General features: G+C 27.6%; 15 protein-coding genes and 1 pseudogene. 12 read left to right on the top strand and 4 right to left on the bottom strand.

Translation table 11 applies throughout. The features are described from left to right. The first annotated feature begins 483 nt into the window (after positions 1-483). From A500_RS07485 to A500_RS07475, 3 genes are all read left to right on the top strand, one after another. On the top strand, positions 484-693 hold the full coding sequence (locus A500_RS07485; RefSeq protein WP_016206982.1) for a DUF362 domain-containing protein: 210 nt from the start codon (positions 484-486) through the stop codon (positions 691-693). 2 nt (positions 694-695) lie between these two features. Beyond that, a complete protein-coding gene (locus tag A500_RS07480) occupies positions 696-1,289 on the top strand; it encodes a 4Fe-4S binding protein (protein WP_016206981.1) in 594 nt (197 codons plus the stop codon). 194 nt (positions 1,290-1,483) lie between these two features. Next, positions 1,484-2,827 carry an MATE family efflux transporter gene (locus A500_RS07475; RefSeq protein WP_016206980.1) on the top strand — a complete coding sequence of 448 codons (1,344 nt, stop codon included), beginning with the start codon at positions 1,484-1,486 and terminating at the stop codon, positions 2,825-2,827. 166 nt (positions 2,828-2,993) lie between these two features. Here the strand turns inward: A500_RS07475 and A500_RS07470 are convergent, their stop codons facing one another. Continuing rightward, the gene (locus A500_RS07470) at positions 2,994-4,604 is read right to left on the bottom strand and encodes an ABC-F family ATP-binding cassette domain-containing protein (protein ID WP_016206979.1); all 1,611 of its coding nucleotides are present in this window, start codon (positions 4,602-4,604) and stop codon (positions 2,994-2,996) included. A 484-nt stretch (positions 4,605-5,088) separates the two neighbouring features. On the opposite strand from A500_RS07470, the gene A500_RS07465 reads away from it, so the two are divergent. From A500_RS07465 to A500_RS07450, 4 genes are all read left to right on the top strand, one after another. Further along, positions 5,089-6,399 carry a sodium-dependent transporter gene (locus A500_RS07465; RefSeq protein WP_016206978.1) on the top strand — a complete coding sequence of 437 codons (1,311 nt, stop codon included), beginning with the start codon at positions 5,089-5,091 and terminating at the stop codon, positions 6,397-6,399. Positions 6,400-6,562: 163 nt separating this feature from the next. Further along, positions 6,563-6,925: a GntR family transcriptional regulator gene (locus A500_RS07460; RefSeq protein ID WP_016206977.1), complete on the top strand. Its 363-nt coding sequence runs from the start codon at positions 6,563-6,565 to the stop codon at positions 6,923-6,925. Positions 6,926-6,928: 3 nt separating this feature from the next. Further along, entirely contained in the window at positions 6,929-7,804 is an 876-nt protein-coding gene (locus tag A500_RS07455; RefSeq protein ID WP_016206976.1) for an ATP-binding cassette domain-containing protein, read from the top strand. Then, positions 7,804-8,547 carry a hypothetical protein gene (locus A500_RS07450; protein WP_016206975.1) on the top strand — a complete coding sequence of 248 codons (744 nt, stop codon included), beginning with the start codon at positions 7,804-7,806 and terminating at the stop codon, positions 8,545-8,547. Before A500_RS07455 ends, A500_RS07450 begins: the two co-directional genes overlap by 1 nt. 84 nt (positions 8,548-8,631) lie before the next feature. On the opposite strand, the gene trhA is transcribed toward A500_RS07450, so the two are convergent. Next, positions 8,632-9,279, bottom strand: a complete 648-nt coding sequence (trhA, locus tag A500_RS07445; RefSeq protein WP_016206974.1) for a PAQR family membrane homeostasis protein TrhA — start codon at positions 9,277-9,279, stop codon at positions 8,632-8,634. Between the two features lie 209 nt (positions 9,280-9,488). Between trhA and A500_RS07440 the strand changes: the two genes are divergently transcribed. The 4 genes from A500_RS07440 (at position 9,489) to A500_RS07425 (ending at position 13,458) form a co-directional block, all read left to right on the top strand. Beyond that, positions 9,489-10,046, top strand: a complete 558-nt coding sequence (locus A500_RS07440; protein WP_016206973.1) for a DUF1836 domain-containing protein — start codon at positions 9,489-9,491, stop codon at positions 10,044-10,046. Positions 10,047-10,247: 201 nt separating this feature from the next. Then, positions 10,248-11,006, top strand: a complete 759-nt coding sequence (locus A500_RS07435) for a hypothetical protein (RefSeq protein WP_016206972.1) — start codon at positions 10,248-10,250, stop codon at positions 11,004-11,006. 22 nt (positions 11,007-11,028) lie between these two features. After that, positions 11,029-11,559 carry a sigma-70 family RNA polymerase sigma factor gene (locus A500_RS07430; protein WP_016206971.1) on the top strand — a complete coding sequence of 177 codons (531 nt, stop codon included), beginning with the start codon at positions 11,029-11,031 and terminating at the stop codon, positions 11,557-11,559. A 231-nt stretch (positions 11,560-11,790) separates the two neighbouring features. Beyond that, the gene (locus A500_RS07425) at positions 11,791-13,458 is read left to right on the top strand and encodes a flavin monoamine oxidase family protein (protein WP_051993128.1); all 1,668 of its coding nucleotides are present in this window, start codon (positions 11,791-11,793) and stop codon (positions 13,456-13,458) included. An 88-nt stretch (positions 13,459-13,546) separates the two neighbouring features. On the opposite strand, the pseudogene A500_RS07420 reads toward A500_RS07425, so the two are convergent. Next, positions 13,547-14,232: pseudogene (locus tag A500_RS07420) on the bottom strand (YjjG family noncanonical pyrimidine nucleotidase). 294 nt (positions 14,233-14,526) lie between these two features. Here A500_RS07420 and A500_RS07415 point away from each other — a divergent pair. Next, on the top strand, positions 14,527-15,168 hold the full coding sequence (locus A500_RS07415) for a pentapeptide repeat-containing protein (RefSeq protein WP_016206967.1): 642 nt from the start codon (positions 14,527-14,529) through the stop codon (positions 15,166-15,168). 141 nt (positions 15,169-15,309) lie between these two features. Here the strand turns inward: A500_RS07415 and A500_RS07410 are convergent, their stop codons facing one another. Further along, on the bottom strand, positions 15,310-17,583 hold the full coding sequence (locus tag A500_RS07410) for a glycosyl hydrolase family 18 protein (protein WP_016206966.1): 2,274 nt from the start codon (positions 17,581-17,583) through the stop codon (positions 15,310-15,312). Positions 17,584-17,614 lie beyond the last annotated feature (31 nt).

The following is a 17,614-nucleotide window of genomic DNA, read 5'->3' as shown; positions in this document are numbered from 1 at the left end:
AATGGATATAAGTAGATTTTTACCTAACCTAAAGAAGTGCTTATTTTTAAAAGATGCTAATTTATATGGAGCATTAGCAAATAAAGATTTTTAAATTTTAACCATGGGATTCAGAAAATTTCCATATTGACAATAATATTATATTTTAATAAAGTAATTTTAATTAAGTAGTTGTGAGTATTTATATAGCCAGACGTAATATTTATATAAGAAGCATTAGAGATTCATACCATTAGGCCTTTTAGTATGAATAATCTAATGCTTTTATTGTTATTAAGAGATAAAACTGCAATTGCAAATATAGAGATTAATCAAGTTCTCATATTAACTGGTTGTACATAAATTTATATTATCCATAGAAATAAAACAATTTAATTTAGTTATTTTGTAATAAAGTTCATGAGCTCTGTGACTTTGTTACAGTTTAAATTAAGAAATAAACATATAATTTGAATTATACTTATATTTTAGGGGAGGAATATTATGTCTAGACAAATAATTAGAAAAAAGGCTTATGTGGACACAAAATATTGTGTTGCATGTGGAGAATGTCAGAAAAATTGTCCGCTAAATGCAATCACTGTATATAAGGGGATTTATGCAAAAGTTGATTTTGACAAATGTGTTGGATGTTCTAAGTGTGCAAATGTATGCCCTTCATCTATTATTGAGATAAGGGGAGGGGAAAGTTAGTTATGAAAATTGAAAGTAAAAACAAAAAGAAGTGGTATAATTATTTATGGATTGCAACTATTTTATATTTAACTTTAGGGTTATTTAATATACTATTTGCTTGGCTTGGACTAATATGCTTTTTAGTTCCGCTAATAATAAGTTTTACTAAGGGTAATAAAGCTTATTGTAATATATATTGTGGAAGGGGACAACTATTGAAGCTAATGGGAACTAAATTTTCAAGAAATAAGCCAATTCCTAAATTTCTAAAGACAAAGTGGTTTAGATATGGCTTTTTAATATTCTTTTTATCTATGTTTGCTAATATGTTATTTAGCACTTACTTAGTTTTTAATGGAACTAACAATTTAAAAGAAATAATTACTCTTATTTGGACATTTAAGGTACCGTGGAAATTTAATGATTTATCAAATATAACTCCATGGATTGCTCAATTTGCATTTGGATTTTATAGTATAATGCTTACATCTACTATAATCGGAATTATTACAATGCTTTTATATAAGCCTAGGTCATGGTGCGTATATTGTCCAATGGGTACAGCAACTCAAGGAATATGCATTATAAAGAATAAATTAAATAAGAATGTTTGAGTTTTACCTCTGAGGTCCAGAAAATTTCCATATTGACAATGATATTAAATTTTAATAAAATAATTTTAGTTAAATAGTTTAGAGTATTTATGTCGCCGGACATTATATTTGTATAAGAAGCATTAGGGATTCATACCATTAGGCCTTTGGGTATGAATCATCTAATGCTTTTATTTTTATGAGGAGGTAACTATATGAGAAATTATAAATTGAATAATAGTATTGTTAAAAAATTTGTAAGGTATGTATCACTTAATATAATTAGTATGATAGGACTTTCTTTTTATATACTTGCGGATACATTTTTTATTGCAAATGGAGTAGGTAGTATTGGATTAACTGCTCTAAACTTAGTATTACCTTTATGGAGTTTAGTTAGTGGTATAGGGTTAATGATAGGTATGGGTGCAGGAATAAGGTACTCTATACAAATGGGTAAGGGAAATAAACAAGGAGCAAATAGGATATTTACGCATGCAATATTTATGGGCATTATAGTGGGTATAATTATAACTGTAATTGGAATTTTATTTTCTTATGATATTGTAAAAGTTTTAGGAGCAGATGAAACTGTAATTCCATTAGCAGGAAGTTATCTAAAAACACTTTTATCTTTTTCATGTGTATTTATATTAAATAATATAGTAACTATTTTTGTAAGAAATGATAATGAACCTAATTTAGCTATGGTAGCAATGATTTTAGGAAGCTTAAGTAATATAGTTTTGGATTATATATTTATATTTCCATTTAAGCTTGGAATGTTTGGAGCTGCTATTGCAACAGGAGCTACACCAATATTAAGCTTAGCTGTATTATCAATTCATTTTATAAGAAAGAAAAATAACTTTAAACTTATTAAATGTAAATTTAATAGGGGGGATATAAAAAGCATAATTTCACTAGGAATACCTTCTTTTATCACTGAATTCTCTTCTGGGATAATAATATTAATATTTAATTTTACTATTCTTAGAATATCTTACAATATAGGAGTTGCTGCTTATGGAATAATTGCAAATTTAGCTTTAATAGTAGTAGCAATTTTTACAGGAATAGCTCAAGGTATTCAGCCTATAATTAGTAAAAGTTATGGAGAAGGGAAACTTAAAGATATCAAATTTATATATAAATATGGATTAATACTATCATTAGTACTAGGTATGTTATGTTACTTATTAAGCTTTAATTTTTCCGAGGAAATAGTCAACCTATTTAATAACGAGGGAAATGCAGAATTATTATCTATGGCTGTAAAAGGAATTAATATTTATTTTAGTGCATTTATTATTATGGGAATAAACATTGTAACTACATCCTTTTTTGCATCTATTAATAAGCCAAGAAAATCATTTGCTATTTCAATGATGAGGGGTTTGGTTATAGTAATTCCATTGATATTATTATTACCTAATTTCTTAGGAATGACAGGGGTATGGCTTACTATTCCTTTGGCTGAGGTTATTACTTTAGGAATAAGTATTATGTTTATAATAAGTAAAAAAGAAGAAGTAGGGGCAGAAGTTAATGGGCTTTAAATTTTAATTTATAGATAATTCATAGATTAATGGCTATAATAAATTAAAAGAATTACAGAGATGAGTTAATAGAAAAGACGAGAAAAAAGAGTTGTTGAAGTAATATAAAAAAATAGGATACCAAAAACGGTATCCTATTTTATACTATATAGCTATTTTTATTAGCTTATTTAGCTTTTCCAGAAAACTCTAAGTATTCATCATATGTCATTGCTCTATCTACTATTGAACCATTTTCTTTTATATCAATTATTCTATTTGCAATAGTTTGTATAAATTGATGGTCGTGAGAAGCAAATAAAAGTACACTCTTATAATCTCTTAAGCCATTATTAACAGCAGTTATAGATTCAAGGTCTAAGTGGTTTGTAGGTTGATCTAGCATTAGTACGTTAGCAGATGATAACATCATTCTAGATAACATACATCTAACCTTTTCTCCTCCTGATAAAACACTAGCTTTCTTTAATGCTTCTTCACCAGAGAATAACATTCTTCCAAGGAATCCTCTTAAGTAAGATTCTGATTGCTCTTCTACAGTGTTACCAGAGTATTGTCTTAACCAGTCTACAAGGCTTAAGTCACAGCCATCAAAGAATTCATTATTATCTTTAGGGAAGTAAGATTTTGTTATAGTTATTCCCCATTTGAATTCTCCACTGTCTGCTTCCATTTCTCCATTTAGTATTTTAAATAAAGTTGTGACAGCAATATCATTATCACCAATTAAAGCAATTTTATCTTCTTTATTAACTCTAAAGCTAACATTATCTAAGACCTTAACTCCATCAATAGTCTTAGTTAGTCCTTCAACTGTTAAAATTTCATTACCAACTTCTCTTTCAGGTTTAAATCCAACGAAAGGATATCTTCTGCTTGAAGGCTGTATATCATCTAATGTTATCTTATCTAATAACTTCTTACGAGAAGTAGCTTGTTTAGATTTAGAAGCATTAGCACTAAATCTAGCAATAAAGTCTTGTAATTCTTTAATTTTTTCTTCTTTTTTCTTATTTTGATCCTTAGACATTTGTAATGCTAATTGGCTTGATTCATACCAGAAGTCATAGTTACCAACATATAACTTGATTTTACCAAAGTCAACATCAGCCATTACAGTACATACTGTATTTAAGAAATGTCTATCATGGGATACAACTATTACAGTTCCTTCAAATCTTAAAAGGAAATCTTCAAGCCAGTTTATTGATTGTATGTCTAAATGGTTAGTAGGCTCATCCAGAATTAGTATTCCAGGGTTTCCAAATAATGCTTGAGCTAGAAGAACTTTAACCTTCTCTCCTCCTACAAGCTCTGACATCCTTTTATAGTGCATGTCAGTTCCTATTCCTAAACCTTGAAGTAAAGAAGAAGCATCTGATTCAGCTTCCCAACCGTTCATATCAGCAAATTCACCTTCAAGTTCAGAAGCTCTTATACCATCTTCATCAGAAAAATCAGCTTTGGCATATAAAGCATCCTTTTCTTCCATTATTTCATATAATCTTTTGTTACCCATTATTACTGTTTGTAAAACTTCAAACTCATCATATTCATAATGATCTTGTTTTAAAACAGACATTCTTGTATTAGCAGGAATAGAAACATCTCCTGTATTTGGTTCAATTTCTCCAGATAATATTTTTAAAAATGTACTTTTACCAGCACCGTTAGCACCTATAACACCATAACAGTTACCAGGATTAAATTTTATATTTACATCTTCGAATAGCTTACGGCCACCAAATCTTAAACTTACGTTCGATACAGTTATCACTGAAAACATACCTCATTTCTAATCTTATTCATTTCGTTATTATACCATAAACTCAACATAATTTCATTGAAAGATAAAATAATATTTAGAAAATTTAAGGAAAACATAGAAAATTCTTTAAACTTTATATTTTATAAGGATTGACACATATGTATAGAGATGATAGTATTTATTAAAATATACTTTTAGGAGAATAAAAATGAGCAAAATAATTAACTTTAAAAAAATAAAAGTTAATATAAATTATTATTATAGCTATTATAGATAGGACTTGTATTTATAAATTAATTATAGATGCAAGCCATAAGCAAGATTTAAGGTTTGTATCTGTGATGGTTATAAGTTATTAATTATGCTCAAATTTATAGAGATAATTTAACCACATAGATAAATACTGTGTGGTATTTGTTTAAATTCCTGTTTATTTACCACATAGTAGAAACTATGTGGTTTTTTTATATATAAACAAGGAGGAATGTAGGTTATGAAGAAAAGAGAGCATTTTACAAGTAGAGCAGGATTTATAATATCTTGCATAGGGGCAGCAGTAGGTTTAGGTAACATTTGGATGTTCCCATATAGGTTAGGACAAAATGGAGGGGCGGTATTTTTAATACCATATTTTATATTTGTTTTATTACTTGGATCTACTGGGCTTATTACAGAGTTTACTTTTGGAAGATCAGCACAAGGAGGATCATTAACAGGAATAAAAGAAGCATTTAAGAAAAAGGGAAAAAAGGGTGGAGTATTAATAGGATCAATACCAGCAGTAGGATTAGCAGGAGTTTTTATGTTTTATAACGTAGTTGTAGGCTGGATTATTAAATATTTCACTTTAAGTACAACAGGAGAAATAAATAAAATACAAATAGATAATTTCTTTAATAACTTTTCAGGAAGTAAAGAAACTATATTATGGAATGCAATTGCTATAATTATTGCTCTTATTATAGTAGTTATAGGAATCACAAAAGGTATAGAGAAGGCAAATAAAATAATAATGCCTTTACTATTTATAATTTTTATTTTATTGGCATTTAGATCCTTAACATTACCAGGAGCTATAGAAGGAGTTAGATACTTATTGACACCTAAGTGGGAATACCTATTTAAGATTAATACATGGGTAATGGCTCTTGGACAAGCATTTTTTACAGTATCACTAAATGGATGCGGTATGGTGGTATATGGCAGTTATATAGAAAAGGATATGGATATACCAAGATCAGCAGTTAGTACAGCAATATTAGATACTATATCTGCATTATTAGCTTCATTTGTTATAATGCCAGCAGTATTTGCATTTGGATTAGATCCTATGTCAGGACCACCATTATTATTTATAACATTACCAACTATATTTAAGTCAATGCCAGCAGGTCAAATATTATCAATGTTATTTTTCTTAAGTGTAATATTTGCTGCTGTAAGTTCATCAATCAATATGTTGGAAGGACCAGTAGAAGCTTTAATGTCCCAAACAAGATTAAGTAGGAAAAAGGCTACAATTTTAATATCAATTATATTATTTATATTATCAATACCTCTAAATTTAAATATGGATTTATTTAATAATTTTGCAGATTTTATAACTATAGTAATATCCCCACTTGGAGCATTAATAGTACTTATAGTTTTCTATTTTATGAGAGATAAAGAAGATATCTTAGAAGAAATAAACATGGGAGCAAGTAAGAAGGTTGGAGAAAAATTTTTATTATTTTCTAAGTATGGATTCACCACAATAACGGTATTAGTAATAGTACTTGGAATAATATATGGTGGTATATAAATTTTATTAATATTAGTGAATAGAGAGATGATGTGTATAGCATCATCTTTTTTTATAAAATTATTGACAATAAAAACCAAATGCTATATAGTTAATTACATAAGTAATGAACCATACAACTAAAATGACATATAATATACTATAAAGTTAAAAGGAGGTAGCTATGAACTTAAATTTTTATAGTGAAATACCTATATATATTCAAATAGCACAATCAATAGAAGACGGAATTTTAAATGGAATTTTTAATGAAGATGAAGCAATACCATCAACAACAGAAATATCTGTAAAATTTAAAATTAATCCTGCAACAGTAGCGAAAGGCTTTAATTTATTAGTGGATGAAGGAATTATTTATAAAAGAAGAGGTGTTGGAATGTTTGTTTCAAGTGGAAGTAAGGAAAAGTTAGTACAAAAGAGAAAAGATAAGTTTTATTCTAATTATATAATTTCACTAATTGAAGAAGCAAAAAAGCTGAATATATCTACTGAAGATATTATAGAAATGATTAAGAGGGGGAAATAAATAATGGCATTGATAAATATATCAAATTTAACTAAAGAATATGGAAACCATAGAGTTCTAGATAATGTTTCATTAACAATAGAAGAAAATAAGATATATGGATTGTTGGGTAGAAATGGGGCAGGGAAAACAACACTTTTAAATCTTATAACCAATAGAATCTTCTCAAGTGGAGGTAAGGTTACAATAGATAATGAAGATGTAGTAGAAAATAGTAATGTCTTAGGGAAAATATATTTTATGACAGAGCAAGATTTATATCCTGAAGGAATGAAAATTAAGGATTTATTTAAGTGGACAAAAGAGTTTTATAGTAATTTCAATATGGATTATGCTTTAAGCTTAAGCAATAAATTTGGACTTAATGTTAATAAGAAGTTTAAAGAATTATCTACTGGATATTCATCAATTTGTAAGATTATTATAACTTTATCATCAGGAGCAGAAGTATTGCTTTTTGATGAACCTGTTTTAGGATTAGATGCTAATCATAGGGATATGTTTTATAAGGAATTAGTAGCAAATTATATTGATAAACCTAAAACTATAGTTTTATCAACTCATATTATAGAAGAAGTTTCAGAGATATTAGAAAAAGTAATAATAATTAAAAATGGTGAGGTATTAGGTAATAATGAAGTTGAAAACTTGTTAGGGGAAGCTTACTTAGTATCTGGATCTTCAGAAAGGGTTGAAGAATATATAAAGGGTAAGAAATGTATTAATATAGATTCTATGGCAGGTTTTAAGGCTGCAACAATTATTGGGAAAATAAATGATGAAAATAAAATGCAAATAACGGATTTACAACTAGAAACATCAAAGGTAGAACTACAAAAATTATTTATCCATTTAACTGGAGAGGAGGAAGTTAAATAATGAAAATAAAATCTATAATTAAATATAATATTAGTAGCTTAAAAAATTCAATAGCAATTTATTACACAATTTTTATTACTGTATGTCTAGCTTCAGTATTTCTTTCAAGAAATGCTAATATATCTTCTTCAGGAATAGAAATATCATCAGGAATATTTTTATTTGTAGCAGGATTAAATTTATTTAAAGAAAACTTCTATTTTATGAAGAGTAATAATGTATCAAGAAAAGATTTTCTATATGGAACAGCATTATCCATGATTCCAGTTGTTCTATTTATGTCTTTTATAGATATAATAATTAACCGTATCTATAATATATTTATGAAATGTCCAACTATTTACGATATGGCTTATAGCAATATAGGAAATGGGAATTGGTATCATTCTTTTGACTGGGTGCAAAGTAATAGTATTATAACTTTATTTAATACATTTGTGTTACAAGCTACAATATGTTTAGCTGCAATTTCTTTAGGTTTCTTAATAACTATAATTTATTATAAATGTAATAAGTTTATGAAGGTAGTAGTATCAATAGTACCAGTAGCAATAATTATACTATTAAATGTACTAATTACAGTTAATCCTAATATTAATAGTAGGATGGGGAAGGTTATAGCAACTATATTTGGATTGAATATTAGAAATTCATATGTAGCTGTATTAACGTTTATAATATCATTTATTGTATTTATATCAGTATCAAGGCTATTAACTAGAAAAGCAATAATTAAGCAATAATAAGAAGAATGATAGTTATAATTTATAGCTATCATTCTTTATTTATATTTTATTTAAACAATATTATTTATATTTAAAAAACTTTTATAATATATATGAAAATACAGAAATGAAATGACTTAAGCTTCCTAAGATAATAAATATGTGAAATATCTCATGAAAACCAAACTTACCAAATTTAAGTCTTTTAGGCTTTAAAGCATATATAACTCCACCAACAGTATAAAGAATACCACCAAGAACTAATAAATATAAGCTAGCAGGATTAAGTACTTGAGATAATGGTTTAATCATAAATACTGCAGCCCATCCAAGTCCAATATAAAGAGAGGTTTGTAACCATCTTGGACAGTTAAACCAAAGCATTCTAAATAATATACCAGCAACTGCAATAGAAGCTATAGTTGTAAAGAAAACAGTTCCTTTAGAACCTCCAAGAGCAATTAAACAAAATGGTGCATAAGATCCAGCTATTAAAATGAAAATCATAGAATGATCTAGTTTTCTAAGTCTAAATATTATTTTTTCACTTGTTATTACACCATGATAAGTTGCGGAAACACTATATAATGAAATCAAACTTATACCAAATATAACGATGGAAACTATTGATACAGTGGAAGCATTATTAAGTAATCCTTTTGTTAACATTGCTATTAATGCAAAAAGTGATAGAATTGCGCCGATCCAATGAGTTAAGCTATTTATAGGCTCTCTTAAATATTTTTCCAAAATAAACACTCCTTCGCAGGTAGTTTTAAAAACTACGTATTGTTAGTATTATATTAATAATATATAGTTAAAAAGTCAAAGTCCGTAAAAGTTCAAATTTTCAAAAAAATTAATATATTATATTAATTTTCTTGAAATATCTTAACAATACTAGTATATTTAATATAGATATATTAATAAGTAGTTTATGAAACTACGTGGAGGTACATATGAATATTACTGAATTAATAGAAAAATTTGATGAACTAAATTTAAATAATCAATTAACATTAGAAGAAATTCCTGAAATAGATTTATATATGGATCAAGTGATCCAACTTTTTGATGGTAAATTTAATGAGTCTAAAAGAAATGAAGAAGATAAAGCATTGACCAAAACAATGATTAATAATTATGCAAAGGGCAAACTTTTAATGTCTATTAAAAATAAAAAGTATAGTAAAGAACATTTAATATTAATGAGTCTTATTTATAATTTAAAAGGTGCATTATCAATAGGAGATATAAAAAGTTCATTAGATAAAATAGTTAAAGATTTAGAATCTAAAGAAAGTTATCCAATAAGAAATTTATACAATTTATATTTAAGTCAATATGAAGAAGATTTAAAAGATGTAAAAAAATCTATTGAAAATAAATTTGATAGTATAAATGAGATGATTTTAAAAGAAGAAGAATTAAATTCAGATGAATTCGAGAAAAATTTTTTGTTGCTTTGTTCACTGATTAACATGAGTAATACTTATAGAAAAATGGGTGAAAATTAATAGATGATTATTTTAGTAAACTATAAGAGATATTAATATGAAAATACATAAAGACCTACTATTTATGAAAACAAATTTATAAGTAGTAGGTCTTTTCACTAAAAAATAACGCTAAATATTTGGAAAAAATTATATTATATGTCCAAAATAAGGTGAGTTATTTCGTATATAAGGTAAAGGAAATAATAAAGGAGATTTAATATGAATGATAGAGAAATATTTAAAGAGCTTAATGGCATTAATTATAATGAGCAAGAAATTAAAGAATATATAAATTTTTCTAATATTGAGGATAAGAAATTAAGCAGCATAACAAATGATGTAAAAACAAATTTAGCAAAAGAAAAACTTATGGAAGCTTGTATTTATGTTGAAGAAAGATTATTAGAAAAGGATGAAGTAATAGAAAAGATAATAAAGGGTACAGATCCAGATATGCTTATGGTAGCTACTGGAGCAAATTTAATGGTTAATGCACCTTTTATGACTGGGGATGGATATTCTTTTAATGTATTAATGTTTTGTACTAATAAAAGAATTATATTAGTTCATTCAAATTATTATAATAGAATGCAAGGAATAAAAATATATAATAAAGAAGATATAAAAGATATGCTGGTTGGAAAAGATGTAAAGAAAAAGTATAGATTTAAAATTCAATTAGATTATAAGAGAAATAAGAAAGGTGCAATAGCAAGCTTATTATTTATGCTATTTATGACACACGTACTTTCAAATGTATTATCAAAGTTTGCATATATGCTATTAGGGGAATCTGAATTAATAGGGGCTGTGACTTATTTTATTTTAATAATACCTATCGCTTATTTCTTTCTTACCAGGAAAAAACTTGAGTCAGAAGTTCTTATAGAATTTAGTAATGGTAAGTTTAAGGATTTATTAATAAGAAATGTAGACTGTGATGAAATACAAGAATATTTATCTGATAAATATAAATAATTTTCTATAGGGGGATAGTGTTTTGGAAGATAATGAAATACTTTTGGACTTAATGAATGGCGAGCAATTTGCATTAGATAATTTATCAAGAACTTATGGGAAATTAATTTATGGAGTAATAAATAAGGTTCTTTGTGATTATTCAGAGATAAATGATGTGGATGAATGCTTTAATGATGTTTTAATAGCTCTTTGGAGAAATATAGATTGCTATGATAGAACAAAGGGAAGTTTAAGAAATTTTTTAATTTCAGTTGCTAAATATAAGGCTATTGATTATAAACGAAAAATAAATAAAAGAAAAATAAATTTAGAACTTAAGGAAGAAATTATAGATATTGGAATAAATGAAAATATGGAATTAGATAATGAAGAATTTTATATTTTATTAGAAAGTTTAAAGGAGGAAGATAAGAAAATATTTATAAAAAGGTATTTACTTGATGAGTCAATAGAAAAAATATCTGGAGATTTAAAGTTAAGTAAAGATTTAATTTATAAAAGACTAAGCAGAGGAAGAGATAAGATTAAAAACGAGTTAATAAATAGTTAATATTTATATATTTTATTCAAGAATTAAAACAGTTAAAGGAATTTTATAATAACTACTTATACGAAATTAAAATAATTTATTAAATTAATGATTATATAATGCTACTATTGATAACATTAGCATAAAATTAATAGAGTAATTAATGCAATTATTAATTTAAAGGAGTATGAGTTCTTGTATAGAATTAATTATATTCAGCCAAATAATCCGACATATGAAGAAAGAAAGAATATGGTCAGAATAGCACTTGAGGAAGTAGGAAGGTTAGAAGACTTTGATAATTTACTGGAATTACTTGCGCCGCCAAAGGAGATTACAAATATTGCTTCACCTGGTATTGCTAAAGGAAAAGGGATTAAAGTAGGAATTATAGGAGCTGGAGTGGCAGGGTTATCTGCTGCATTTGAACTTAGAAAACTTGGTTTTGATATAACTATATTTGAACAACAAAAGCAAAGAATAGGAGGAAGGATATATACTCACTATTTCGATAAAGAAAGAGATCTTTATGGTGAATTAGGGGCAATGAGAATACCAGCAATACATGAAGCAGCATGGCATTATATAGATCTTTTCAAGTTGCCAACAAGTAAGTTTGTTGAAAATAATCCCAATACGTATATATATATAAGGAATACTCGCGTAAGAAATGACCCACAAGGGATAGGGGTTTCAAGAGAAATATATCCACAATTCAATTTGACAGCAGCTGAGAAAGAGTTGTCATGGAGGCAGCTTATAGGATTAGGGCTAGAAAAGGAATTATATAAAATAGACCCAGAAACAAGAAGGGAATTAGTAGAGATAAAAAAAGAATACTCACCTCAAATAAATGCATTAGGGGATTTGAGTATAAGAAGAGTAATGGAGTTAAATGGATTAAGCCAAGGCGCCATGGAATTAATAGCTTCAATAAGCAGCTTTTTAGGATATTTTTATTATAATAGTTACATGGAAAACTTACAGGAGCAGTACACTGTGGATTATGCTTTCAGGTATTATATAAATGGAGGATTTGCAAATTTACCAAATGCTTTTTATAGCTCATTAATATCGGGAAATCCAAAAGAATATATAAATATACCCCAAAGTGATTTAGGGACTGTGACTTTTAAAATGGGCAGAAGTGTAAATGAAATGCATTTAAATAGTGATAATAATAAAGTTAGTATTAATTATAGTTATGAAGATAGACCAGAGCCAGTATATTCTGAAGAATTTGATTATGTAGTTTGTGCAATTCCATTTTCTTCACTTAGAAATATTGATTTATATCCAATGTTTTCTACAGATAAAATGCAAGCCATAAGGGCCTTAAATTATACTCAATCTCAAAAAACATTATTTTTATGTAATGACCGTTTTTGGGAAAGAGAGCCATCTAAAATAGTGGGAGGAAGCTCCATAACAGACTTAGTTATATCAACAATATGGTACCCAAATAACCTTACTATAAACAATACTAATAGAAGAAAAAAGGAATCTAAGAAGCATAAGAGGCAAATAACGCTGGACAATCCTGGGGTACTTTTAGCATCGTATAATTTAAATCAAGATGCAATAAGATTGGGAAATAATCAGCCCTATATTGATAGAGTAAAAAGACAAGTAGAAAATGTTCATGGTCTACCATTAGATTACCTTAACTCAATAGTTGAAGATTATAAACTAATACAATGGGACCAAGAAGATGGCTTTTTTGGCGCATTTTGTTATTATTTACCACAACAACAAAGATTATTTGCTTATTCTTCAGCAAAATCAGAATATAATGAAAGAGTTTATTTTGCAGGTGAACATGTATCAACGGCACACGGATGGCTTCAAGGTTCTTTTAATAGTGCTATGAAGGCAGCCAATGATATAGCTGTTCATTATAAAAATAATTTTATTAATTAAAGCAAAATAATATTATAAAAAGTATATTAATAGATTACCTTGATGTTGATCTATTAATATACTTTTTTTAGGGATTATTATTAACTATTTAATCTAAAATGCTTTTTAAATCCATTAAGCAATTAATTTCATAAGTAGGTGTAATCTTTGATTTATTAGTACTTTTATTAGGGTTATACCAACAAGTATCTATACCGAAGTTTATACCACCTTGTATATCTGAGGTTAAGCTATCTCCAACCATTAAAACTTTACTTTTATCAGTATAATTAATAGAACTTAAGGTAATTTCAAATATTTTTGGATCTGGTTTAGCTACTTGTAATTCTTCTGATATAGCTATAGTTTCAAAATAATTAGAAATAATAGATTTTCCAACTCTTTTATTTTGAACTTCTTTTAATCCATTGGTAATTATAGCAAGTCTATGGTTTTTGCTTATATCTTCAATTAACTGAACACTTTCATTATATAAAAAGAAGCATCAGATAAATGATTCATGTAAGCTCTAGCAAAATCTACTTCATTAAAATATATCCCAAGTTTATTTGATAATCTTTTAAATCTCTCGACTTTTAACATTTCTTGGGAAATACTGCCTTCTTCAAATTCTTTCCATACTTTAGCGTTTATATCTGAATAAATTTTTAAATGATAATCTTCATTATAGCTTAAATTAAACTCACGCATAGAGTTCTCAAAAGCATATTTTTCAGATTTTCTAAAATCAAATAAGGTTTCATCTGCATCAAATAATATAAGTTCGTATTTCATATTAACCCCCATATAATTAATATTTACTAAGCGTATTGCTTATATAATAAACTGTCATAACCTTATAATTAAATTACAGTATTTATATTAATTTGGATATGACATATGTCATTATATGATTAAAGTTATAAAAGATTTTTATAAAACAACTCATTCAATATAAAAATGGTAATTTTAAGGAATTAGGGTTATAATGTATGATAAAAATAAATTTAATATAAATATTAAATCTATGAAGGATAATAAGCAAAATATATTTTATCAAATTAATAAAGGTGTGGTGAGTAATTTATTATGAAAAGCAGTAAGATTCAAAAGCCTAAGTTTCTAGATGAGCTTGAAGAAGTAATAGATATTAAAGAAGAAATAATTGAAGCAGATAAAATTCAAAATAAGGTAGTAGAAAATATAACAATAGAAAATATGATGAGTAAGGGAATTACAATAGACTCTTGTATATTTAAGAATGTTATATTTGAAAACGCTTCACTTAGAAATATAGATTTATTAGATACAATATTTGAAAATTGTGATTTATCTAATATTGACTTAGGTGATGGGAGCATACATAGAGTAGAATTTATTAATTGTAAGCTACTTGGAGCAAAATTAGATGAGTGTAATATAAAGGATGTAAAATTTCACAAGAATATTGGAAAATATATAAACTTATCTTATTCAAAGTTAAAAAATGTAAGTATAGAAGAATGTAATTTTAAAGAAGGTATATTTCAACAGGTAAAGTTAGAAAAGGTTAGTTTTAATAATACTGATTTAACCAATGCATATTTTAGCAAAACATCATTAAATAAAGTAGATTTAACTACTTGTGAGATTGTAGGTATAGATGTTGAAATAAATGATATATCAGGAGCAATAGTAAATAGTATTCAAGGCTTGGATTTAACTAGGTTAATGAATTTGACTATTAAGTAATAACCCAAAACAAATATTTAATACAAAGAAGAGGACAATAGAAAATTTTAAACTATAAAATTTTCTATTGTCTTTTTTAGATATGATTATTAAGTTTTCATAATTTAGTTAATGTTACTATAGAAAGGTTTTAGTATTAAATTAGTTAATTTTTTCCCAAGCACCCCATTGGTTTGTGCCAGGAGTTTCACCTTGTGTCCACCATTTAGCTCTATATTTAATACTGTTATACATAACAACGTCGCCAGCTACATAAGCTTTGGTTGGGCTATAGGTTGGGACTTCAGGATTTGTATTATCAACTACTGTGATTGTTGCTTTAGCAGTAGAGTTTAAACCTTTACTATCAGTAACTGAATAAGTTAAATTGTAACTTCCAGCTTTAGTTGTATTAACAGTACCAGAAACGGTTATTTTATTTGTTAAATCACCATCTTCTTTATCAGAGGCAGTTATACCAGCTAAAGGATTAAAAGAATCGCCAATGTATATTTGTTTATTAGTAGCCCCATTAATTACTGGAGCAGTATTATCTTCTGGAGATGTTGCGTTACCATAAATAAATTGTCTTCCCATTTCAGGAGATGTTGAATACATTCTTTGTGACAATTCAACACTTACTAAACCATTTAGGTTACCTATAGATTCAGCAATGTTTAAATCAAAAGATACTGTTTGACCAGGTTTCATAAGCTTTCCATCATATGATCCAGAAAAGTCTATTACGTAATATCCGTTTTCTTGCTTAACTGCAGGACTTGGATATTGAGCACCTGTTATAGTAATACCATTTGTCTTAATATAAAGCTTTACATTTTTTAAAGTTTTAGCTGCAGTTTCAACAGAACTAAGAACTTCTCCAGATTCAATTAGCTTTTCATTATTTGTAAAGCTTAAATTTATCACGCTACCGCTTCCCCATGCAGGTTTACTTGTAGTTAATTTAGAAGTCACATTAAGCTTATTATAAGTTATGGTATAGTTGTCTAGACTGCCGGATCCAAATAATGCTTCCTTGGTTACTTTTGTAAGTTCATCATGTTTAGTAGATGTTGTTTTAGCATCTTGTGAAGCCATCCAAGCAATCATTCCACCTAAGTTATGCTCTTTAACATATTTAACTTTTTCTTGTATTGATCTTGCATTATCATAGGTAAAGAATGCACCTGTTGTTTCATTATATAAATAAGGAGCTTTAGCACTATCGTCCCAATATTCTTTTAGGCCAGTATATTTTGCTTTTAGTTGGTTAAGAGCATTGTATGACCATACTCCACCAGCACGACCACCTTCACCATTTTTTATAGGAACTTCATTAAGAGCTCCTGGAGTTGGAGTAAGGTCTGCATCTTTATTAACAACTGCAGCTGTTCCAAACAACCCAGGATTAGAAGCATCTGGTCCATTATTGCTTACTTTTTCCCAGCCACGTGTATAATAAGCTGCTCCAATAACTATTTTTTCTGGTTTAGCTCCATTTGCAATATAATAATTAACGCTTTCATCAACAGAAAGGCATTCTCCTTTAAATGGAGAATTAGGATTAGTGTAAAGTGCTGTTTGATGACCGCTAACTGTACTCCATGCACCAGCCATATCGTAAGTCATAATATTTGCAAAATCAACTACATTAAATAATTTTGCTACATCTATTCCTTCATCAACTTTAGCTTTACCAGCAGGGATAGCAACTGAAAGTTCATAAGTTTTTCCAAGCTCAGCACCTTGTTTATTTAAAGCATTCTTTAAATCTTGCAATAAAATTATGAAGTTTTCTTTGTCAGCAGGAGTTGCTTTAGTAGTTCCTTCGTCGTTAGTATTATCAACTTTATCTGGATCTCTAAGGCTAGCTGGATACTCCCAATCTATATCAACAAAATCCATATTAGTATATTTAATAAACGCCATAACATTTTTTACAAAGTTTGCTCTTACTGATGGATTAGCAGCTATAACTGAGAAGTCACCTGATTTAGACCAGCCACCTAAAGATACTCCTATTTTTAGGTTAGGATTTTCACTTTTTAATACTTGAAATGCATTTAGAATGCCTCCATTTACATCTCCATAAGTTACGCCAGCATTTCCTAAAGGATGACCAGTAGCAGCATCTTTATCAGTGAATTTTAAAACACCTTGTGCATCAAAATCTACAAATGCAAAATTAAGGTGAGTTAATTGATCAGCAGGAATATCCTTAGGATAGAAGTTGCCTTGACCTCCCCAAATTGACCAGTCTCCATAATACATTACATTACGATACTTTTGAGTAGATTGTTGAACTGCATTAGGTGCAAAATCGGTAGTTTTATTAACAGTAGCCCTAACTGGAGTAACACCTGTTATAAGCATTGCTGCTATTGCTGTTAATGCGACAATAGGCTTTGATTTTTTATAAAGTTTTTTCCTTATCATAATATTAAATCCCCTTTACAAATAAATTTCC

This window comes from Clostridium sartagoforme AAU1 (genome assembly GCF_000401215.1).
GTDB classification, from domain to species: Bacteria; Bacillota; Clostridia; order Clostridiales; family Clostridiaceae; genus Clostridium; species Clostridium sartagoforme.
The sequence above is the reverse complement of the archived record's forward strand: the minus strand, read 5'-3'. Positions and strand labels throughout refer to the sequence as shown.

Coding starts and splice junctions, on each gene's coding strand:
- A500_RS07455 (WP_016206976.1), top strand. CDS start 6,929: ATGGCATTGATAAATATATCAAATTTAACTAAAGAATATGGAAACCAT.
- A500_RS07450 (WP_016206975.1), top strand. CDS start 7,804: ATGAAAATAAAATCTATAATTAAATATAATATTAGTAGCTTAAAAAAT.
- A500_RS07425 (WP_051993128.1), top strand. CDS start 11,791: ATGGTCAGAATAGCACTTGAGGAAGTAGGAAGGTTAGAAGACTTTGAT.
- A500_RS07465 (WP_016206978.1), top strand. CDS start 5,089: ATGAAGAAAAGAGAGCATTTTACAAGTAGAGCAGGATTTATAATATCT.
- A500_RS07415 (WP_016206967.1), top strand. CDS start 14,527: ATGAAAAGCAGTAAGATTCAAAAGCCTAAGTTTCTAGATGAGCTTGAA.
- A500_RS07435 (WP_016206972.1), top strand. CDS start 10,248: ATGAATGATAGAGAAATATTTAAAGAGCTTAATGGCATTAATTATAAT.
- A500_RS07480 (WP_016206981.1), top strand. CDS start 696: ATGAAAATTGAAAGTAAAAACAAAAAGAAGTGGTATAATTATTTATGG.
- A500_RS07460 (WP_016206977.1), top strand. CDS start 6,563: ATGAACTTAAATTTTTATAGTGAAATACCTATATATATTCAAATAGCA.
- A500_RS07440 (WP_016206973.1), top strand. CDS start 9,489: ATGAATATTACTGAATTAATAGAAAAATTTGATGAACTAAATTTAAAT.
- A500_RS07485 (WP_016206982.1), top strand. CDS start 484: ATGTCTAGACAAATAATTAGAAAAAAGGCTTATGTGGACACAAAATAT.
- A500_RS07475 (WP_016206980.1), top strand. CDS start 1,484: ATGAGAAATTATAAATTGAATAATAGTATTGTTAAAAAATTTGTAAGG.
- A500_RS07410 (WP_016206966.1), bottom strand. CDS start 17,583: ATGATAAGGAAAAAACTTTATAAAAAATCAAAGCCTATTGTCGCATTA.